An 18,774-nucleotide genomic window follows, 5' to 3' on the forward strand; every position below is an offset into this window, starting at 1 on the left:
CGCCCGTGATGGCATAGCCACGCACCATCACCTTTATGCGCGTTTGCGTCGCCACCACCCTTCATCATCCCGAGGACGCCCGGATCATGCACCGGCAGATCAGGGCGCTGCTCGACGCGGGCCACGAGGTGACCTACGTCGCTCCTTTCACCCACTTCAACGTGACCCCCGTGCCGCCGATCACCGCGATCGACGTCAGGCGGGGCGGCGTGCCGCGCGCCGCGCTCAGGCGCGGGGCCAAGGACGCCGACCTGCTGATCCTGCACGAGCCCGAGCTGCTGCTGCTGATGCCGTTCCGGCACCCGCCCGTCGTGCTCGACACGCGTGACGAGCCCGCGGGCCCGCTGGGCCGCAGGCTGGTGGCCAGGGCCGGGCGGCTGCACCACGTGCTCGAACCCGCCGCGGCCGAGGCCACCCTGGCCGCCGCCGAACCGCCGCCGCCCGGCGACACCAGGGTCGTCCACATCGGCAGGCTCACCACGAGCAGGGGCGCGCACGAGCTCGTCGAGCTGGCCCGGCGGCTGGCGCCCCACGGGATCAGGCTCGACCTCATCGGGGCCGCCGAGCACGAGGTCAGGCCCGTCCTACGGGACGCCCAGCGGGGCGGGCTGCTCGACTGGTACGGGTACGTGCCCAACCGCCACGCCCTCCGCATGGCCGAGGGCGCGCTCGCGGGCGTCTGCCTGTGGCGCGAGCCGCTCACCAGGCCGCCCACCAGACCGCCGACAAAGGTCCTCGACTACATGGGCCGCGGCGTGCCGGTCGTCACGACGCCCGCGGCGGCCGCCGAGGTGGAGCGGGCGGGCTGCGGCTCGGTCGTGCCGTACGGAAACGTGGACGCGGCTGTGGAGGCGGTGCTGGACCTCAAGGAGGATCCGGTACGGCGCGCACGGCTTGGCGCGGCGGGCAACGCCGCCGCCCGCCTGCACCACCACTGGCCCGACCAGGCCGCGGCCTTCGTGGCGCGTCTGGAGAGGTCGGCGGGCGTCGCCCACGAGCTGGCCGTCTGACGCCTTTCCCTGGGCGGAGTTGCGGCAAGACATGGACGGCGGCCGGATGGTCACATGTACTGGGGTCATGGCTTCGCATCTGATCCAGGGCCGCACGATCACCATGCCCGTGAGGGTGACCGACGCCACGGTCTGCAGCGCCATGTATCCGGTCCGCGCCGACGCGGCCCGCGCGGTGATCGCCTACTCGGGGCTCGACGTCGCCGAGGTGCTGCCCGGCAAGGCCATCTGCACGCTGGTGTTCGTCGAGTACCGCGACAGCGACCTCGACGCCTACCACGAGTTCGGCGTCGCCTTCCTGGTGCGTCCGCCCGGCAGCCCCCGCTCGCGCGCCGCGGGGCCCGCCACGCTCAGGTCGGCGGGCGCGTTCGTCCACTGGCTGCCCGTGGACCAGGGCTTCACGCTGGAGGCCGGGCGGACGATCTGGGGCTTCCCCAAGGAGTTGGCCGACATCGAGCTGCGCCTGTCGTCGCCGTACAAGCGGTGCATCGTCCGCAAGGACGGACGGCTGGTCATCGACATGCTGGTGAAACCAGGAGTGCCGGTGCCGGGCGCGGCGACGCCGCTGACCGCCTACACCCACCTGGACGGCATCACCCGCCGTGTCCCAGCCAAGATGTGGGGAAGCGGGATACGTGTGCGTCCGGGAGGAGCGCTCGTCCGGCTGGGCAACCATCCCGTCGCCAAGGAACTGAGCGAGCTGGGGCTGCCGAAGCGGCCGCTACTGACGACGAGCATGCGGGCATCGATGACCTTCGGCACCGCTGCGCCCGCTGGGCGGCCCTGATTCGCGGCGGCATCAAGCGGTTGGCGACCTCTGGGTGCCGTAGGCCTCGAATACGGGGTCAGGCTGTGGGGGTCAGGCGGTTTCGGGCGGTCGTCCGTCCTCGATTCTCGCGATGGGGTCGGCGACGAGCTGTTGCAGCGCGCTCTTCAGGGCGGTCCGTGCCGAGGGGGCGAGGTCGGCCACGAGCTGGTCCTCGATCGCCTCGATGTCATCCCGGGCGGCTTTGAGGGCGCGGCTCCCTTCGGAGGTGACCTCGACGATGCGGGCCCTGCGGTCGGCGGGGTCCGGCCGGCGGCGCACCAGCCCGGCACCTTCCAGCTCGTCGAGGATGAAGACCAGTTTGCTCTTGTCGACCGATACGGCCTGGGCGAGGGCGAGTACCGGGCTTCACCCTGACCGACAGCCGCCCGGACATTCCGGCGTTCGTCACCGACACCCTCGCCGCCGCCACGCCCACTCGCAGGCTCTCCAGCGCCGACGATGTGGCCAACCTCATCGTCTTCCTGGGTTCGGGAGCCAACGGCAACCTCACCGGTGAGGTGATCCGGGACGGCTCCGCCGCCGCACGCGCACCGCACATCGGCGGATAGCACGCCCAATCCCGCAACCACCTGAATCCGCTCCCCATCCGACCCAGGCGGGCGGGGAGCGGTTCTCACCTGACACCCGGCCGCGCGAGCATGGATACCTCTGATTCTCCCGGTTGGTGCCGCCGATGGCGTTCGCGCCTGATCGGCGAAGGCCGGTTTTCATCCGTGGTTGGTCGCCGGGCAGCTAAGCTCGAAGGCGCACGCATCGCCCCCGCCGAGTGAGGGCCCATCAGCGCAAGGAGCTAGCGTCATGACCGCCGAGCCGCATGAGGTGACCAGCGTTCGGGCTCCCGAGCAGATCGTGGAGTCTCTCATGGCCGATCGGAGTCCTCGTAACATCCGTGCTTGCCTCCCTCCCGCGGATCGCGGCTACTTCGACAGGGACTACCGGCAGGCCATGGCCAAGGCCACCGAGGAGCTGGATCTCAAGCCGGTCAACGACCTGCTCGCCCATTGGTGGCACATGGCCAGAATGAAGGCGACCGGGGAGTATGAAGAAGTCCTGGAGCGTGGCGGGCGTGTCCAAGAACAGCTTGAGCGTGGGGAGTACATCTCGGGGAGGCCGCTGCGCGAGGTCATGGCCGAGCGGGCAGCCCAACTTGGCGTGAAGCTCGACCTGTAGATGTACACAGTCGGCACAACCAAGGACGCAGACGAGCAGATCACGGTCCTCCCCGCCGAGGCGCTCGCAGCATTCCATGAGGTGACGGTGTTCCTTCAAGTCGCTCCTTGGAACGGCACTCCCTTCGTGAGGGAACGACCTGACGCCCCGATGCGGACCCAGACCTTCGGCGACAGCGGGTCCGGAATGGTCACCTACCTGATCGTCGAATACCGCCGTCTGGTGGAGATCATCCAAGTGACCTGGTACGGCTGAACGCCGCTGGAAGACACCATGCGGACTGGTGGTCCCTCGGCCGGCGGATACGTGGGCCAGACTTCTCCCCGAGAATCCTACGTATCGCTGTCAGCGGCGCGGTCTCCTCCCGGGCCGGGATACCGAGACGCGTGGTCAACGGGGGCGGGACGGGGGCGGGAGCCCCGGGGAGGGCCGGCCCCTCGCCGGCAGGCGAGGGGCCATGCTTGTCAGACGATCGGGGGACGGCCCAGCTTCACCATGCGCCACGCGGTGCGCCACGCCATCGGCCTGCGCTCGCCCGCGGGGGTCCGTACACCCTCGACGAAGCCCTGGAACCAGGCCCGCAGCGCCACGCCCGAGCGCCGCTCGCGCCACAGCGTGAGCACCACCCAGTCGAGCAGGTACCACACGGCCAGCGGCCACGGCAGGTTGCGCCGCGCCAGCCACACCCTGTTGCGGGCGTTGAGCCGGTAGAAGTCGGCGTGCCTGGTCGGCGGCACCTGCGGGTGGTACATGACGGTCTCGGCGTCGTACTCGATCCGGTAGCCCTCGCCCAGCAGCCGCCAGGCCAGATCGGTCTCCTCGTGCGCGTAGAAGAACCGCTCGGGCAGCCCGCCGACCTGGAGGAACGCCGACCTGCGGATGGCGGAGGCGCCGCCGAGGAAGGTCGTGACGGGTGAGGAACGCTCGGGGTCGCCCGCGCGCAGGCGCGGCACGTGGCGGCGCTGTCCGGTGCCGCCGTCGGGGTCCATCACCCTGAAGGAGATGACGGCGAGGTCGGGCTCGGTGGCGAACCGGTCGCGGACGTGGGCGACGATCTTCTGGTTGGCGTACCAGCCGTCGTCGTCGAGGAAGAGCACGACGTCGCCCGAGCACTCCTCGACCCCGCGGTTACGACCTGCGGGAATGCCGGTGTTGTGCGGCAGGCGGACGGTTTTGACGGTCGCGGCGGAGCCCTCGGGCGGTGTCGCCGTCAGCGCGGGCACGTCGGCTCCGTTGCCCACGATGACCACCTCGACGTCGCCGTCGATCTGGTTGAGCGCGGACTCGACCGCCCGGTTCAGCTCGGCGACCCGGTTGCCCATGGTGAGGATGACGCACGAGATCTTCAACGGGTCATCGCCTTGACGCGTCGAGAACACGAGCGGAGCATTCTTTCATGATCACCGAGTCTGCTGGGGTCTGCCAATATCCGGATTGATGGAGACAAGAGTATCGGAACCGTCAGTGAACCCCCACCGAACAGCGGGCGTCTGATCAATTCGACGGGTGCGGCGCCCCGACGGTTCCGAGTCACGCTAGCCGCCTGGAGGCCAGGATGCTGACCAGATGGAGGATCATTTGCAGTCCGGCCGCCACGACGCAGGCCACGACGAGCACCTTCGAGGCGGTGAGATCGCCGCGGACCAGATCGATCACGGCCGCGACCAGCGCGAGCAGTGACAGCTCGATCGGCTGCACGATCCGGTGGAACTTCGTCGCCCCCAGCACCCGCCGGCCCAGCCCGAGCAGGCCCGAGCGGAGCTGCCCGGCGGACGCCTCGGTGGCGGCCGTCAGACCGCCCTTGGCCCGCGCCACGTCCACGAGGTCGGTCTCGGCCTTGATGAGGATCGCGCCGAGCGCGGCGGCGAACCCCAGCACGGTGTACCAGTCGGGAAGGACGCTCGACGCCCGCCAGCCGAGGCCCGCCAGCAGCGCCGCCTCGGTGAAGTAGGCGCCGACCCGGTCGAGGTAGACGCCGGTCAGCGAGGTCTTGCCGGTCCAGCGGGCCAGTTCGCCGTCCGAGCAGTCGAGGAGCAGGTAGACCTGGACGAGCAGCGCGGCACCCACGGCGGCCCACAGCCCGGGCAGCGCCAGCACCACACCCGCCGCGACGCCGGCCACCGTCATCACCCAGGTCAGCTGGTTGGGCGTGACCGACGTCCTGGTCAACAGCCAGGTGACGCGCAGGGAGAGCGCGCGCATGTAGAGCACGCCCGCCCAGTGCTCGCCGTTCCTGCGCTCCAGGTGGCCGGCGGGCTGGGCGACCGCCCGCAGCTCAGCTACCGAAGGCCCGGACATAGCTCTCCACCCGATCGCGAACCTCTGTCTCGGACAGCCGCAGGTGCTCGAGGATCGTGTAGCGACCTGGACGGGTGGACGGCGCCAGCATGACGGCCTCGGTGAACTGCCCCACGCTGAGCCCGATGTCGCCCGGCGTGACGGGCAGCCGGTGCCGCCTGAGGCAGTTGACCACCTGCGTCAGCCTGGCCTGGTCCTCCCTGAGGAAGAAGCAGAAGGCGGCACCGATCCCGGCGAGCTCGCCGTGGTTGGAGGTGCCGGGAAAGAGCTGATCCACGGCATGAAGGATCTCATGATCTCCGCCACTGGATGGACGGGACGATCCCGCGATGACCATGGACATCCCGGACAGGATCAGCGACTCCGCCAGCACCGTCAGGAACGCGTCGGACTCGATCGAGTCGGTCCGCCCGATCAGCGCCTCGGCGGACGTGCGCGCCATCGAGCAGGCCAGGCCGTCGATCGGCTCGCCCCGCTCCACGTTGCCCAGCTGCCAGTCCTCGATCGCCGACAGGTTGCTCACCACGTCGCCCACGCCCGACCTGACCAGCGCGTCGGGCGCGGCGTGGACGAAGTCGAGGTCGACGAGGATGGCCAGCGGCATCGGCACCCCGAAGGAGCCCTTGCCGCCCTCGTAGACCAGCGACGCGGTCGGCGAGCAGATGCCGTCGTGGGACAGGTTGGTGGCCACGGCCACCATGGGGATCCCGGCCAGCGAGGCGGCGTACTTGGTGGCGTCGATGGTGCGGCCGCCGCCCACGCCGACGACCACCTCGTAGGCGCCCTTGCGCAGGTCGGAGCCGAGCGCGACGGCGGCCTCGACCGAGCCGTCGCTGACACGGAACACCTCTGCCTCGGTGAGGGTCGGCGCGATGAGACCCTCGATGTGGTCGCCCTGACCAGGGCCGACCGCCACGGCGACCCTGCCCGAGGTGGCCACCCTGCTGTCGGCCAGCAGCGCGCCGAGCTGCGCGACCGCGCCCCGCCGTACCTCCATGGTGAGGGGCGCGGGCAGCATCCTCGCTAGAAGCGGCATCGAGCCTCCTCTAGTAGCGGACGGCGATGTCGCGGGCCTTGGCGAGGTCGTCGTGGTTGTCGACCTCGACCCACTCGACCTTGCCGATCGGCGCGACGTGGATCTTCTCGCCGCGCTCGACCATCTCCTGGTAGCCGTCCTCGTAGTAGAGCTGCGGGTCGCGCTCGAAGGTGGCCTGCAGCGCGTCGGCCAGGCGCTCGGCGGCGCCGGGGCGGATCAGGGTCGCGCCGATGTACTCGCCGTAGGCGACGGCCGGGTCCATGAGCTTGGTGATCCGCTTGAGCGAACCGTCGTTAAGCGTGACCTTCATCTCCTCGTCGGCCAGCGACTTGACGTCGTCGACGGCGAGCAGGATGTCGCTGGTCACCGGAGCCGACAGCAGCGTCTCCTCCACCGAGACCGGGTGCACGGTGTCGCCGTTGACCAGCAGCGCGCCCTGCGCGAAGTAGTCGCGCGCGCACCACAGGGAGTAGGCGTTGTTCCACTCCTCGGCCTTGTCGTTGTGCACGAGGGTGAGCCGCACGCCGTGCCGCTTCTCCAGCTCGGCCTTGCGCTCGTGTACGGCCTGCGCCGCGTATCCGACCACGATGACGACGTCACGCAGGTCCACCGCGGCGAGGTTGCGCAGCGAGATGTCCATGATCGTCGTTTCTCCGTCGACCGGCACGAGCGCCTTGGGCAGCGTGTCGGTGTACGGCCGCAGGCGTCGTCCGGCCCCGGCGGCCAGCACCATTCCCAGCAACGTGCACTCCTCAGTCGAGCATGACTATGTAAGACCCCAAAGGTTAGTTGCCTTGAGGCCCTGTTCGGGTAATCCCTTCTTAGTCTGGAGTTCCCGCATCGGCCGTTTCCACCCCCGAGCGGGGCGCGGCCAGCCAGCACGTCAGCGATTCCCAGCCGAACAGGCACCACAGGTAGAGGGCCAGCAGGACGCACACGGCCGTCGCCTGGCCGATGAGCACGCCTGCCGACACGACGAGCATCCTGCCGTCCCAGCCGAGGCCCGCGGTCGAGAGCCACGGCGGCGGGTAGACGCGCTGCCGTACCCGGTAGACCAGGTCGTAGTGGTGGAAGGCCATCGCGCCGAGCAACGCGAAGATGATCAGCGGGTGGATGTCGTGGCCGAAGCAGACGGCCGCGATGAAGACGTACTCCGTCAGCCGCAGGATCGGCGGGACCAGCCAGTCGAGCCTGCCGTCGTGCGGGTGGGAGCTGCCTGGCCCGGAAAGCAGGAGCGTCACGGCCGGGGCGAAGACCGCCAGCCCGTCGGTGCCGCCCAGCCCGATCAGCAGCAGGATGGCGGTGACGAAGGCGCCGGCGATCGCGGGCGGCAACGGCGGCAGCTGCCCCGCCACCAGCGCGCCCATGCCGCGCGACAGCGGGCCGTCGTCGCGGTAGGAGACGACCCGGCTGCGGGGCACGGGGATCATGTGGACCGAGATCATGGCCGCGTCATCCGATCGACCTCACGATCTTTCCGCCGAGCTGGTAGAGGCAGGCGACGCCGCCACAGACCAGCAGCGCCGTGAACGTGGTCTTCGCGTTGTACAGCGCGGCGGTGACCGCGATCAACGCCATCCGCTCGCCGATCGGCAGTGTGATCACCTTCTTCGCCCACCTGGTGAGCGTCTCGCGCTCCAGGCGCTGCGCCAGCCCCATCACCCCCTGATGGGGTACGGCACCGCGCCCGCCGTCCGCGGACTCCAGCAGCGACCTCGCCGGCCTGGCCCACGCGGCGCCGATCCGCTTGGCGTCGGCCACCGCCCCCTTGTAGGAGAAGTCGATCGAGTGTCTCAGCGTCTGCAGGATCATCGCCGCCACGGCGAACCGCCAGATCCCTTCGGGGCCGCCGTCGCCCGCGTCGAGCCCGGCCGTGTAGCCGAGCGCGAGGCCGACGTAGACGATGTACTCCTTGAACCGGTCGGCCATGCCGTCGGCCCACGCGCCCAGCGGCGTGAACGTCCGGGTGAAGCGGGCCAACTGCCCGTCGACGCAGTCGAGCACGAACGACAGCAGGAGCAGCACGGCGCCGACGACCTGGGCCTGTCTGGTGCCCGCCGAGAACCACACGGCCGCCAGCACCGCCGTGCCGACCGAGATGCCGGTCACCGCGTTGGGCGTCAACCCCAGGTGCGCCGCCAGACGGACCAGATGTGGGGACCACGAGCTGACGAAGAAGGTGGCGAAGAAGCCGTCGTTGTTCTTGACCGCGGTGTCGAGCCGTACCTTGACCTCGTCGACGTCGGCCAGCCTGGTGACGGCCAGGTCGGCGGCGGACTGGGCGGCGACACGGTCGGCGTGCAGCCGCCCGATCCGCGCCGCCCGCACCGGCACCCCCGACCGCACCAGCCCGACCAGCAGCAGGTCGATGGCCTCGATCGGGGTGACAGGGCCGAGCCGCCCCGTTTCGGCGAGCTCGGCGAGCTCGTCGGCGATGTCGGCCAGGGTGCCGAGATCGGCCTCGCCCACCTGGAGCACGCCCCTGAACGTGGCGTTCGCCTCGGGAACCACGTGGAAGGAACTGCCCGCGGCGACGACCCTGCCGTGCTGGAGCCTGGCCGGCGGGCGCAGCGGCCCGACCGTGGCGTCGGAGCTGACGAGCGCGCCCGTGCCACGGGCCGGATGCTCCATGAGGACGGCCAGCGCCTCAGTGTGCGCGACGAGGTCGGCGGGCAGCAGCACGACCGTCCCCGTGCAGATGCGCGCGATCTTGGCCACGCCCCGCAGGTCGGCGCCCAGGCCCCCGCCCTGCGACACCACGTGCACGTCACGGACGGGCAGCAGCACGAGCTGGTCGTTGATCCTGTCGAGCAGGGTGCCGTCCGCGCACGACAGCTTGGCGGCAGGGGTCGTGGCGAGCACCACGGCAGCGGCCGTGGTGCTTTGTCGGGTGGTGGTGGACTTTGGCACGCGCAGTTCTCCTTCGGACACGAGGAGTGCGTTGCCCAGCGTAGCGACAGGTTGACCGCAAATCACGGGTGCGCGGCCGCGACGCGCGAGACCGTTACGCTCGCCGTATGGAATCTCGGCTGCGCTGCGTGGGAGTGCTCCTCGCGGGAGGTGTGGGCCAGCGAGTCGGCCTGAACACCCCCAAACAGCTCGTCACGATCGCCGGCAAGTCGATCATCGAGCACACGCTCGCCCTGTTCGACGCAGCGCCCGAGATCGACGAGATCATCGTGCTGATGACGCCGGGCTTCACCGCCGAGGTCGAGAAGCTCGTGGCGGGGCGCGGCTTCACGAAGGTGAGCCGGGTGCTGGAGGGCGGCGCCTCCCGCACCGAGACCACGTGGCGGGCGCTCGACGCGCTGGGTCCGCAGGAGTGCAACGTGCTGCTCCATGACGCGGTACGGCCGCTGCTGGAGCCCCGGATCATCACGGAGTGTGTCGAGGCGCTGAAGACGGAGACGGCGGTGGAGGTGGCGATCCCGAGCTCGGACACCATTGTCGTGGTGGAGCCGGGGCCGCGCGGAGACGTCGTCCGTGAGGTGCCCGACAGGGCGCGGTTGCGCAGGGTCCAGACGCCGCAGGGGTTCAGGCTGTCGGTGATCAGGAGGGCCTACGAGCTGGCCTTCGCCGACCCTGACCTCGGCCTGCGTCCGCCGACCGACGACTGCGGGGTGGTGCTGCGGTACCTGCCCGAGGTGCCGATCGTGGTCGTGCCGGGAAGCGAGCGCAACATCAAGGTGACCCACCCCGTCGACCTGCACATCGCGGACGCGCTGTTCCGGCTGGGCCCCGCTGTCGTGCCCCCTGCCGTCGGCCAGTCGATGGAGGGGAAGACGGTGGTGCTCTTCGGCGACGATGAGGGGATCGGCGCCGACGTGGCCGAACTGGCGCGGTCGCGCGGCGCGGCCCGGGTCCTCCTCCTGCCGCCGGCCGAGGCTTCTGCGGCGCTGGCCGGGGCTTCTGCGGGGCTGGCCGGGGTGGGGCGGGTGGACTGTGTGGTGAACGCGGCTGCCGTACGGCCCGCCGACGGTCTGGCCGAGGTCGGGGAGGCCTACCTCGCGGCGGTGAACGTGGCCCGTGCCGCGCATCCGCACCTGCGGGAGTCGCGCGGACGGCTGTTGCTGCTCACCCCGTCACGGTCGGCTCAGTCGCCGCCTGCCGGGTCGCTCGCCCGGTCCGGCGCGGCGGCGATCGTGGAACTGTCGCGAGCTCTGGCGCAGGAATGGGAGCGCGACGGGATCGCGGTCAACTGCGTCGCCGCCGAGGGACCCGAGGCCGCGCGGATCGCGCTCGACGTGCTCGCATCGGACCTGACCGGCCAGGCCATCGACACCTGACCCACGTGTGCCCGCCTGCCCGACCACGCGGGCTTCATCACGCGACGCCGTACCAACCTTCGGCTTCCCGAGAAACCGCCACCCCGTGAGCACCGGCCCGACCGCACGCGGGCCCCGCACACGGCGCTACCCCCTGTGACCACCGGCACGACCGCCGCACGCGAGGCCTTGGCCCGCGACGCTGTCCACCCGCTTCCCAAAAGACCGCCACCCCGTGACCACCGGCACGGCCGCGCCCGCGGGGGCGTCGGCGGGAGTCTTCGGAAGTAACGGGAGAGCGGCCCTGGGAGCGCCCGGACGTCACTCATTCATCTCGAAAGACCGCAACCACGGTCTCACCGCCAGGCCCGTGTGACGGGGTCGGGGGGGGGGAATGGGTGGCCGCGTTGGGCGGCCCGGCGCGCCCCCGGGCCCCCACCCGCGACCCGGTCAGCGCTGGGGGCGGGACAGTTTGCGGGGGCTGGTGAGGAAGCCCCAGCCCCACGACACGTGCATCGCCGCGTACACGAGCGGCAGGGCCGCCTTCGCGCGCCCGGGAAGGCCGCTGCCCGTCAGCACGGACCCGCCGAGGATCGCCAGCGCGTACCCACCGGGGACGATCAGCCCCAGCGGGAAGAACGGCGAGACCAGCAGCCCCAGCGCCATCGCCACCACCGCGGCGGGCGGGGCCAGGTAGCGGAGGTTGATCGTGCCCTCGTGGGTGCGCGCCACCACGCGCCGCCAGCGGCCGTAGTGGAAGTACTGCTTGGCCAGCGCCTTCAGGTTGGGCCGGGGCCGGTAGGTGACGCGCATCCGCGGCTGGAACCACACCAGGCCGCCCGTTTCGCGGATGCGGTGGTTCATCTCCCAGTCCTGGGCCCGCTGGAAGTGCTCGTCGTAGCCGCCGACCCTGAGGAGGGCGCTGCGTCTGAACACGCCGAGGTAGACGGTGTCGGCCGGCCCCGCCGTACCTCCCACGTGGAAGGCGGCGGCACCGACGCCGATCTTGGAGGTCATCGCGCGGGCGACGGCCTGCTCGAAGGCGGTAATGCCTTCGGCCGCCATGACGCCGCCGACGTTGTCGGCTCCGGTCTCCTCCAGCGTCTCGACCGCCACCCTGAGGTAGTCGTCGGGCAGCATGGCGTGCCCGTCGACCCTGGCGATGATCTCGTGGCGGGAGGCGCCGATGGCGGCGTTGAGCGCGTTGGGCGTGCGTCCTGTCGGGTTGGCCACCACGGTCACCCTGGGGTCGGCCGCGGCGATCGCGTCGGCCACCTCCTGGGTGCGGTCGCGGGAGGGCCCGACGGCGAGCACGACTTCGATGGGGCCTGGATAGGCCTGGGCGAGGATCTGGGCGACGGCCTCGCGCAGGTGCCGTTCCTCGTTGAGGATCGGCATCACGACGGAGATCGCCGGCCAGGCGCGCGTCTGTGGGAACGCGGGCTGCGCGGGCGAGTCGGGGAACTGCTTCATGGCGGGCCTCACGCTACTGTACGACCAGGGGAGGAGGGCAATCCAAAGCCCGATTCCGGCGGCGCTTGGAGGGGGCACGGCATGCGCGACCCGGAGGAGGATGACGCGGGTGTGCACGTGGGCGGCGACGCTCCGGGAGGGGTCAAGCTCGCGGCCCGCCGTACTCCACGCAAACCGGGTCGTGGCGCGAGGGCGCGCAGGCGCAACCTGATCGTCGCGGGCTCCCTGTCGGCCGCCATTCTGGCGGGCACCGGGTGGGTGTGGGCCACGCCGCGGCAGATCGGCTCGGTCGACGCGGGCCTCGGCGCGGTCGAGCAGGCCCCGCGGGGGGCGATGAACATCCTGCTGGTGGGCGTCGACAAGCGCGACGACCTGACCCGCCAGGAGCAGAACCGGCTCAAGCTGGGCCGCGAGGTCGGCGAGCGCACCGACACGATGATGGTGATCCACCTGTCGGAGGACCACCGCAAGGCGACGGTGGTGAGCCTGCCGCGCGACACCTGGACCACGATTCCCGGCAAGGGCCAGCACAAGATCAATTCTGCCTACCAGTTCGGCGGCGCCAAGCTGGCGGTCAAGACCGTGCAGCAGCTGACGGGGCTGCCGATCAGCAGATATATCGAGGTGAACGTCCTCGGGTTCGTGGACGTGGTCGACCGGCTGGGCGGCGTGACCGTCTGCACGCCGGTCCCCATCAACGACCCGAAGACGGGGCTCAACCTGCAGGCGGGCACCCACCGGCTCGACGGCGCGAAGGCGCTCGGCTACGCCCGCACCAGGGCGACCGCCCGCTCCGACCTCGACCGGATCGACCGCCAGCAGCAGGTCATCTCGGCGATGCTGAGCGAGGCGCTGGCCAACCCGGCCAACCTGATCTCCTTCGTCAACGCCTCACTCGCGACGATCAAGGTGGACCCCGACGACGGCCTCGTGCCGCTGGTCGAGCAGCTCAAGGACGTCTCGCTCTACGACGTGAAGTTCGCCAGCGTGCCGCTGGCCGACGTCGACTTCAAGACGCCGACGGGCGAGTCGGCCGTGCTGTGGGACAAGGACCGCGCCGCCGACCTGTTCCGGCGCATCGCCGCCGACCAGGACCTCGCCAAGCCCGCCCCGAAGCCGTCGCCCGCTCCCACCATGAGCACGCGGGAGATACCGCCCGAGCAGATCACGGTCAAGGTGCTGAACGGCACGCTGATCACCGGGCTCGGCGCGCGCACCAGGACGGGGCTGGTCGACTACGGGTTCAAGGTGCCAGGCGAGCCCGGCAACACCACGCGCAAGGACTTCAGGACGACGCTGGTGCGCCACGCCCCCGGCAAGGCTGCCGAGGCGAAGGTGGTCGCCGCGGCGATCCCTGGCGCGCAGGTGAAGGAGAGCGGCGACGTCAAGGGGATCGAGGTCGTGATCGGGCAGGACCAGCCGAAGGTCCGCAAGCCGAAGTCGCCGACCACGCCGTCCGTCTCCGCGTCGCCGCAGGCTACCCCGACCACCCGCACCGCAAGCCAGAACATCTGCAAAAAAGAGGGATAACTCCTCCCTTTCCGGGCAGGAACTCCGCACGAGCGGAGGTGGCCGAGAATGCACGTCAGGTCCTGGACGGACGACAGGTTCGCACTCCTCCAGGCGGCCGGTGACCTGGACCTGACCACGGTTCCCCGGCTCAAGGCCGAGATCGACGCGTTGCTCACGCGGATGGAGCAGCCGCACCTGGCGATCGACCTGACCGAGGTTCCGTTCTGCGATTCGGTCGGGCTGGGGTTGCTGGTCTCGACGCTGACCAGGGTGCGGCACCAGCGCGGGCGGATGATGCTGATCGTGGGCGACGGGATGATCCCCCACCTGCTGGCGATCACGAACCTGGACCGCCACTTCGAGGTGACGACCTCGGTCGACGAGGCACGTCAGGAGCTGGCGGCCTGAGCCTTGCCGGGGTTCACCGGCACCACGGCCCCGTGACCCGTGATCCCACGGCCCCGTGACCCGTGATCCCACGGCCCCGTGACCCGTGATCCCACGGCCCCGTGACCCGTGATCCCACGAACTCCGTGGCCCTGTTAGCCACGAGCCACCCCACGTTCCCGTGACCCCATCACTCCGTTAGCCCGCGACCCCGTTGACTCGCGGCCCATGACCATCGGAGGATGCCCGGATGAGGCTTGGTGTGATGTTCGACCGCGATCTGCCGCCCGAGCGGCTCGTCCCGTTCGCGCAGGCGCTCGACTCCAGGATCGACGACGTCTGGGTGGTGGAGGATCTCGGCTGGACCGGCGGTCTCAGCTCGGCCGCCGCCGCGCTCGCCGCCACCTCGCGGGTGCGGGTCGGCCTCGGCATCGCGCCCGCCCCGCTGCGCAACCCGATGCTGCTCGCCATGGAGTTCGCCAACCTGGCCAGGCTCTTTCCCGGACGCTTCGTCGGCGGCATCGGCCACGGCGTACAGGAGTGGATGCGCCAGGTGGGCGCCGCCGCCCCCTCGCCGCTGACACTGCTGGAGGAGACGATCACCTCGGTCCGCGGGTTGCTGCGCGGCGAGAGCGTGACCATGGACGGCAGGGCCGTTCACCTCGACGCGGTACGGCTGGTGCACCCGCCCGCCGTGGCTCCCCCGGTCGTGGCGGGGGTGAAAGGCCCGCGTTCGCTGGCCATGTCGGGCAGGGTGGCGCAGGGCACGATCCTGCCCGAGGGCTTCGGCCCCGACGCGATCGGCCCGGCGCTGGAGCGGATCTCCGCGTCCGGCGAGCACGAGCTGATCGTCTTCACCCTCCTGTGCGTCGGCGACCCCTCGGGACTGGAGCGGATGCGGGCGGGAGCGGCCGAGTTCCTTGGAGTGGGACCGTCCGAGGTCTTCGCCGCCGAGGGCTCTCCCGCGCAGGCCGCCGAGGCGGTCAAGGCGCTGTGGGCGGCGGGCGTGAACACCGTCGTGCTCCGCCCCGTCGGCGACGACCCGCTCTCCCACGTCGAACAACTCCTGTCCGCCCTCTAGGAACGACCGACCTTTCGGGGACGACCGGCCTTTCGGGGACGATCGGCCGATGGGGGATCGGCCACATGGCCGATGGCGTCGCGGTCGATCGGCGACACGATCGCTTGCATGAAGCGGATGATCGCACTGGCAGCGGCAGGCCTCGTCACTCTGACCGCCTGCGGGTTCCAGGCCGACGCGAAGGAACGGCACCAGAGCACGACCTTCCCCCACGCGGGCGGCATGCTCACCGTCAAGGCCATGGGCGACCTGCGGGTGGTCCCCGGCGACGCCTCGGGGGTGAAGGTCGAACGGTGGCTGCTGGGCAAGAGCGGCGAGCCCGGCAAGGCCACCTGGTCGCTGGAGAACGGCACGCTGTCGCTCCGCACCGACTGCACGGTCTTCTTCTCCGTCTGCGGCGCGCGCTACACCGTGCACCTGCCGCCAGGGGTGAAGCTCGTCGTCGACGGCGGCGACGAGCGGGTGACGCTGTCGGGCCTGGCCCAGGACGTCTCGGTGGCCACCACCGGCGGCGACATTCTCGGCGACGGCCTGTCGGGTGTGCTGCGGCTGCGTACGGCCGAAGGGCTCATCAGGTCGAGGGCCACCCGCTCGGCCGATGTGAAGGCCCAGTCCCGCGATGGCGACATCAGGGTCCAGTTCGCCGCCCCGCCCGGCAAGGTCGACACCCAGTCGAAGACGGGAGGCGTCGTGGTGACCGTACCGGAGGGTGAGTACGGGATCACCGCGGAGAGCCGCAACGGCCGCGCCCGCTCGGAGGTGAAGGACGCGGGCAAGGCCGGCGTCAGGACGATCGTGGCAAGGAGCCTCGATGGGGACGTAAGGATCTCCAGAACCTGAACCGGGAGGTGGGTGAGCGGTATCGGGCACGTCGCCTGATACGTTCGCGCAATCTCGACTTCGCGCCAGGGGGAGCACATGGTGGAGATTCGACCGTTCCAGCCCTACGACCTGCCCGGCATGTACCGGGTCTGTCTCCAGACGGGAGATTCGGGCAAGGACGCCACCTCGCTCTACCACGACCCCGACCTGCTCGCCCACATCTACGCGGGCCCGTACCCGATCGCCGACCCCGCGCTGAGTTTCGTGGCCGTCGACCAGCGGGGCGTGCTCGGCTACATCATCGCCACCGCCGACACCCTGGCCTTCGAGCACTGGATGGAGGAGCACTGGTGGCCGGGGCTGCGGGCCCGCTATCCGCGCACGATGGCCGCCGACCCCGGCGACGGCACGCAGGACTGGTGGTGTGTGCAGCGCATCCACGATGCCGGCCCGACACCTGACGAGCTCTACGACCGCTACCCCGCCCACCTGCACATCGACATCCTGCCGAGGGGGCAGGGCGCGGGGTTGGGGCGGCAGCTGATGAAGACGCTGCTCGACGCGTTGCGGGTACGGCGGGTGCCGGGCGTGCACCTGGGCGTGGGGGCGGGCAACCCGGGAGCGTTCGCCTTCTACCAGGCCATGGGCTTCGGCGTGATCCGGCCCGATAGCTGGGGCTCCACTATGGCGAAAGGTATTCTGGACGTGTAGTATCCAGAATATGCGGATGAGCGAGGGCGTCGAGTGGGCGCTTCACAGCTGCCTCAACCTCTCATGGATCGAGACGGGCGAGGCGATGACGGCCGCCAAGCTGGCCGCGTTCTACGGCCTGCCCACGGCGTACCTCAACAAGCAGCTCCAGTCGCTGGCCAAGGCCGGGATCCTGACCTCGACCTCGGGCCCCAAAGGCGGCTTCAGACTGTCCCGCACCCTCGACCGGATCACGTTGATGGACGTGGTCACCGCGATCGAGGGCGCGGAGGAGGCGTTCAGGTGCGAGCAGATCCTGCGGGAGGGCCCCGGCGGCAGCCCGCACGTCGACTACCGGGAGTCGTGCGTGATCGCGCAGGCGATGCGCAGGGCGGAGCTGGCCTGGCGGCACGAGCTGGCGAGTCAGACGCTGGCCGACATCAGGAAGACCGTCGAGGGGCGCTTCCCCTTGACGCCCGACAACACCCGGTCGTGGTTCGCCAACCTGCGAACCTGATCGGCTCATGACGAGATTCTGGATATTTCCCATCGAAGATAGCGAGGACCTTCCATGTTGAACATCCATTTCCCCGGCGACGAGAGCTTCGAGCAGGCGGCCAAGCCGTGGAACCTGGCCGTCCACCAGCCCGTCCGAGCGGTGGCCGAGGCGTATGACGCCGACGACGTGGCCGAGGCGGTCAAGCTGGCCCGCAAGGAAGGGCTGGCTCTCGCCGCCCAGCCCAGCGGGCACGGCGCCAGCGGCGACGTCGACGACGCCATCCTGCTGCGTACCCGTGGGCTCTCCTCACTGGAGATCGACCCCGCGGCCAGGATCGCGCGCGTCGGTGCGGGCGTCGCCTGGGGGCAGGTGCAGGCGGCGGCGGCCGCGCACGGCCTGACCGGCCTGCCCGGCAGCTCCCCCGTCGTCACCGTCACCGGCTACACGCTGGGCGGCGGACTGTCCTGGTTCTCCCGCGCGTACGGCTGGGCCTCCTCCGACGTCCGCTCCTTCGACATCGTCGACGCCGAGGGGCGGCGCTCCACGGTGACGCCCGACGACGAGCTGTTCTGGGCCCTGCGCGGTGGCGGCGGCGACTTCGCGCTGGTGACGTCCATCGAGTTCGATCTCCACCCCGCCCCCCACCTGTACGGCGGGCGCGTCCTGTGGCCCGCCGACCGCGCGCCCGAGGTGCTGGAGGCCTTCAGGGAGATCACCGCGACCGCGCCGGACGAGCTGACGCTCTGGTTCGAGCTCCTCCAGTTCCCCGGCGCGCCGCCGTTCGTCGCCGTCGACTCCACCTATCTCGGGCAGGACGCGAGCCGGCTGCTCGCGCCGCTCGACCGGATCGGCGGGGCGCTGTCCGACACCCGCGGCCTCATGCCGATCACCGCGCTCGGCGACATCACCGGCGAGCCGACCGACCCGTCCGCCGGCGCGTCCAAGGCCCGGCTCATCGACGACCTCGACGGGATCCTCGACCGGCTCATGCCCATCGACCCGCTGATCAGCGTCCAGATCAGACACCTGGGCGGGGCGCTGGCCAAGCCGTCCGACAGCGCGGCGGGACGGCTCGACGAGCCCTACCTGCTCTACCTGTTCGGCCGGCCGGGCGTCGAGGACAGGCAGCGGGAGATCATCGACGGCGGGCGCAAGCCGTACACCTTCCTGTCGCCCGGAGAGAGCGCCGCGGACGCCTTCCCCGCCGAGACCCTGGAGCGGCTGCGCGGCATCAAGCGCCGCCACGACCCCGACGGCGTGTTCCGCAGCAACTACCCGGTGCTCGGGAACTGAGCTGACTCTCGTGGCGACTACGTAGAGTGATCGATCGGACACTAATGTGCAAGGTGGGGCCCTTGTGGCCCCAGCACTTGATCACTCTCTCTGGAAGGAATCTTCCTGTGAAGACAGTCGTCGCCACGCTCGGCATCGCCCTCTTCGCCCTGGTCGGTCTGGTCACCCCCGCCCACGCCGCCTCTACCCCTGCCTACGCCTGCATCATTGTGAACCTCTCCGACAACGGCACACTGGAGGGCCTCCACTGCCGGCCCGCCGAGAGCGCCCCCGCCACGGGGCCGATCACCGGGCCGTTCGCCGTCTGGTCGCCGTTCCAGCTGACCCGCATCATCGTCTGCACGTCCGGATACGCCAACACGCCCGCGGGGATCACCGGCAGCGGCTGCCATCGCATCTTCTGAGCCGG

At 70.6% G+C, this 18,774-nt stretch carries 20 protein-coding genes and 1 pseudogene; 13 read left to right on the plus strand and 8 right to left on the minus strand.

Translation table 11 applies throughout. From position 1 onward, the window contains the following. Positions 1-35: 35 nt before the first annotated feature. Together ACFXJ8_RS00395 and ACFXJ8_RS00400 are read left to right on the plus strand one after the other, a co-directional pair. Positions 36-1,010, plus strand: coding sequence for a glycosyltransferase (locus ACFXJ8_RS00395; RefSeq protein ID WP_379641624.1), 975 nt, complete (start codon positions 36-38; stop codon positions 1,008-1,010). 67 nt (positions 1,011-1,077) lie between these two features. After that, on the plus strand, positions 1,078-1,797 hold the full coding sequence (locus tag ACFXJ8_RS00400; protein WP_379641625.1) for an acetoacetate decarboxylase family protein: 720 nt from the start codon (positions 1,078-1,080) through the stop codon (positions 1,795-1,797). Between the two features lie 72 nt (positions 1,798-1,869). Here ACFXJ8_RS00400 and ACFXJ8_RS00405 read toward each other — a convergent pair. After that, positions 1,870-2,160, minus strand: a pseudogene (locus ACFXJ8_RS00405) (MarR family transcriptional regulator); the annotation flags it as partial. Positions 2,161-2,637: 477 nt separating this feature from the next. Here ACFXJ8_RS00405 and ACFXJ8_RS00410 point away from each other — a divergent pair. Beyond that, entirely contained in the window at positions 2,638-3,009 is a 372-nt protein-coding gene (locus ACFXJ8_RS00410) for a DUF6247 family protein (RefSeq protein WP_379641626.1), read from the plus strand. Then, entirely contained in the window at positions 3,010-3,264 is a 255-nt protein-coding gene (locus tag ACFXJ8_RS00415) for a hypothetical protein (protein ID WP_379641627.1), read from the plus strand. A 209-nt stretch (positions 3,265-3,473) separates the two neighbouring features. Here ACFXJ8_RS00415 and ACFXJ8_RS00420 read toward each other — a convergent pair whose 3' ends face one another. The 6 genes from ACFXJ8_RS00420 to ACFXJ8_RS00445 form a co-directional block, all read right to left on the minus strand. Further along, positions 3,474-4,358 carry a glycosyltransferase family 2 protein gene (locus ACFXJ8_RS00420; protein WP_379642049.1) on the minus strand — a complete coding sequence of 295 codons (885 nt, stop codon included), beginning with the start codon at positions 4,356-4,358 and terminating at the stop codon, positions 3,474-3,476. A gap of 181 nt (positions 4,359-4,539) precedes the next feature. Continuing rightward, positions 4,540-5,307: a CDP-alcohol phosphatidyltransferase family protein gene (locus ACFXJ8_RS00425; protein WP_379641628.1), complete on the minus strand. Its 768-nt coding sequence runs from the start codon at positions 5,305-5,307 to the stop codon at positions 4,540-4,542. Next, positions 5,285-6,325: an iron-containing alcohol dehydrogenase family protein gene (locus tag ACFXJ8_RS00430; RefSeq protein WP_379642050.1), complete on the minus strand. Its 1,041-nt coding sequence runs from the start codon at positions 6,323-6,325 to the stop codon at positions 5,285-5,287. Before ACFXJ8_RS00430 ends, ACFXJ8_RS00425 begins: the two co-directional genes overlap by 23 nt. A gap of 28 nt (positions 6,326-6,353) precedes the next feature. Continuing rightward, a complete protein-coding gene (locus tag ACFXJ8_RS00435) occupies positions 6,354-7,085 on the minus strand; it encodes a sugar phosphate nucleotidyltransferase (RefSeq protein ID WP_379641629.1) in 732 nt (243 codons plus the stop codon). Between the two features lie 79 nt (positions 7,086-7,164). Further along, entirely contained in the window at positions 7,165-7,788 is a 624-nt protein-coding gene (locus ACFXJ8_RS00440) for a DUF5941 domain-containing protein (protein WP_379641630.1), read from the minus strand. 7 nt (positions 7,789-7,795) lie between these two features. Further along, entirely contained in the window at positions 7,796-9,253 is a 1,458-nt protein-coding gene (locus tag ACFXJ8_RS00445; protein ID WP_379641631.1) for a CDP-alcohol phosphatidyltransferase family protein, read from the minus strand. Positions 9,254-9,360: 107 nt separating this feature from the next. Here ACFXJ8_RS00445 and ACFXJ8_RS00450 point away from each other — a divergent pair, with 107 nt between their 5' ends. Beyond that, positions 9,361-10,629, plus strand: coding sequence for an SDR family oxidoreductase (locus tag ACFXJ8_RS00450; protein WP_379641632.1), 1,269 nt, complete (start codon positions 9,361-9,363; stop codon positions 10,627-10,629). Between the two features lie 429 nt (positions 10,630-11,058). Here ACFXJ8_RS00450 and ACFXJ8_RS00455 read toward each other — a convergent pair whose 3' ends face one another. Further along, the gene (locus tag ACFXJ8_RS00455) at positions 11,059-12,081 is read right to left on the minus strand and encodes a glycosyltransferase family 2 protein (RefSeq protein WP_379641633.1); all 1,023 of its coding nucleotides are present in this window, start codon (positions 12,079-12,081) and stop codon (positions 11,059-11,061) included. Between the two features lie 81 nt (positions 12,082-12,162). Here ACFXJ8_RS00455 and ACFXJ8_RS00460 point away from each other — a divergent pair, with 81 nt between their 5' ends. The 8 genes from ACFXJ8_RS00460 to ACFXJ8_RS00495 all read left to right on the plus strand — a co-directional run bounded on the left by ACFXJ8_RS00460 (position 12,163) and on the right by ACFXJ8_RS00495 (position 18,769). Continuing rightward, positions 12,163-13,611 (plus strand): LCP family protein, encoded by a 1,449-nt coding sequence (locus ACFXJ8_RS00460; RefSeq protein WP_379641634.1) that lies wholly within the window; start codon positions 12,163-12,165, stop codon positions 13,609-13,611. Positions 13,612-13,659: 48 nt separating this feature from the next. Next, a complete protein-coding gene (locus ACFXJ8_RS00465) occupies positions 13,660-14,001 on the plus strand; it encodes an STAS domain-containing protein (RefSeq protein ID WP_379641635.1) in 342 nt (113 codons plus the stop codon). Between the two features lie 229 nt (positions 14,002-14,230). Then, complete coding sequence (locus ACFXJ8_RS00470; protein WP_379641636.1) at positions 14,231-15,061, plus strand: LLM class flavin-dependent oxidoreductase; 831 nt, start codon at positions 14,231-14,233, stop codon at positions 15,059-15,061. A 108-nt stretch (positions 15,062-15,169) separates the two neighbouring features. Then, the gene (locus ACFXJ8_RS00475; RefSeq protein WP_379641637.1) at positions 15,170-15,901 is read left to right on the plus strand and encodes a DUF4097 family beta strand repeat-containing protein; all 732 of its coding nucleotides are present in this window, start codon (positions 15,170-15,172) and stop codon (positions 15,899-15,901) included. A gap of 78 nt (positions 15,902-15,979) precedes the next feature. Next, positions 15,980-16,594, plus strand: coding sequence for a GNAT family N-acetyltransferase (locus tag ACFXJ8_RS00480; RefSeq protein WP_379641638.1), 615 nt, complete (start codon positions 15,980-15,982; stop codon positions 16,592-16,594). Positions 16,595-16,604: 10 nt separating this feature from the next. Further along, on the plus strand, positions 16,605-17,090 hold the full coding sequence (locus ACFXJ8_RS00485) for an RrF2 family transcriptional regulator (protein WP_379641639.1): 486 nt from the start codon (positions 16,605-16,607) through the stop codon (positions 17,088-17,090). A 54-nt stretch (positions 17,091-17,144) separates the two neighbouring features. Next, a complete protein-coding gene (locus ACFXJ8_RS00490; protein WP_379641640.1) occupies positions 17,145-18,365 on the plus strand; it encodes an FAD-binding oxidoreductase in 1,221 nt (406 codons plus the stop codon). A 107-nt stretch (positions 18,366-18,472) separates the two neighbouring features. Beyond that, positions 18,473-18,769 (plus strand): hypothetical protein, encoded by a 297-nt coding sequence (locus tag ACFXJ8_RS00495; protein WP_379641641.1) that lies wholly within the window; start codon positions 18,473-18,475, stop codon positions 18,767-18,769. The last annotated feature ends 5 nt before the right edge of the window (positions 18,770-18,774 follow it).

This window comes from Nonomuraea sp. NPDC059194 (genome assembly GCF_042754765.1).
GTDB lineage: Bacteria > Actinomycetota > Actinomycetes > Streptosporangiales > Streptosporangiaceae > Nonomuraea.

What these genes read in the sequence shown, in the direction of transcription:
- ACFXJ8_RS00395 (WP_379641624.1), top strand. Translation starts at nt 36, where the DNA reads ATGCGCGTTTGCGTCGCCACCACCCTTCATCATCCCGAGGACGCCCGG.
- ACFXJ8_RS00400 (WP_379641625.1), top strand. Translation starts at nt 1,078, where the DNA reads ATGGCTTCGCATCTGATCCAGGGCCGCACGATCACCATGCCCGTGAGG.
- ACFXJ8_RS00410 (WP_379641626.1), top strand. Translation starts at nt 2,638, where the DNA reads ATGACCGCCGAGCCGCATGAGGTGACCAGCGTTCGGGCTCCCGAGCAG.
- ACFXJ8_RS00415 (WP_379641627.1), top strand. Translation starts at nt 3,010, where the DNA reads ATGTACACAGTCGGCACAACCAAGGACGCAGACGAGCAGATCACGGTC.
- ACFXJ8_RS00425 (WP_379641628.1), bottom strand. Translation starts at nt 5,307, where the DNA reads ATGTCCGGGCCTTCGGTAGCTGAGCTGCGGGCGGTCGCCCAGCCCGCC.
- ACFXJ8_RS00430 (WP_379642050.1), bottom strand. Translation starts at nt 6,325, where the DNA reads ATGCTGCCCGCGCCCCTCACCATGGAGGTACGGCGGGGCGCGGTCGCG.
- ACFXJ8_RS00440 (WP_379641630.1), bottom strand. Translation starts at nt 7,788, where the DNA reads ATGATCTCGGTCCACATGATCCCCGTGCCCCGCAGCCGGGTCGTCTCC.
- ACFXJ8_RS00450 (WP_379641632.1), top strand. Translation starts at nt 9,361, where the DNA reads ATGGAATCTCGGCTGCGCTGCGTGGGAGTGCTCCTCGCGGGAGGTGTG.
- ACFXJ8_RS00455 (WP_379641633.1), bottom strand. Translation starts at nt 12,081, where the DNA reads ATGAAGCAGTTCCCCGACTCGCCCGCGCAGCCCGCGTTCCCACAGACG.
- ACFXJ8_RS00460 (WP_379641634.1), top strand. Translation starts at nt 12,163, where the DNA reads ATGCGCGACCCGGAGGAGGATGACGCGGGTGTGCACGTGGGCGGCGAC.
- ACFXJ8_RS00465 (WP_379641635.1), top strand. Translation starts at nt 13,660, where the DNA reads ATGCACGTCAGGTCCTGGACGGACGACAGGTTCGCACTCCTCCAGGCG.
- ACFXJ8_RS00470 (WP_379641636.1), top strand. Translation starts at nt 14,231, where the DNA reads ATGAGGCTTGGTGTGATGTTCGACCGCGATCTGCCGCCCGAGCGGCTC.
- ACFXJ8_RS00475 (WP_379641637.1), top strand. Translation starts at nt 15,170, where the DNA reads ATGAAGCGGATGATCGCACTGGCAGCGGCAGGCCTCGTCACTCTGACC.
- ACFXJ8_RS00480 (WP_379641638.1), top strand. Translation starts at nt 15,980, where the DNA reads ATGGTGGAGATTCGACCGTTCCAGCCCTACGACCTGCCCGGCATGTAC.
- ACFXJ8_RS00485 (WP_379641639.1), top strand. Translation starts at nt 16,605, where the DNA reads ATGCGGATGAGCGAGGGCGTCGAGTGGGCGCTTCACAGCTGCCTCAAC.
- ACFXJ8_RS00490 (WP_379641640.1), top strand. Translation starts at nt 17,145, where the DNA reads ATGTTGAACATCCATTTCCCCGGCGACGAGAGCTTCGAGCAGGCGGCC.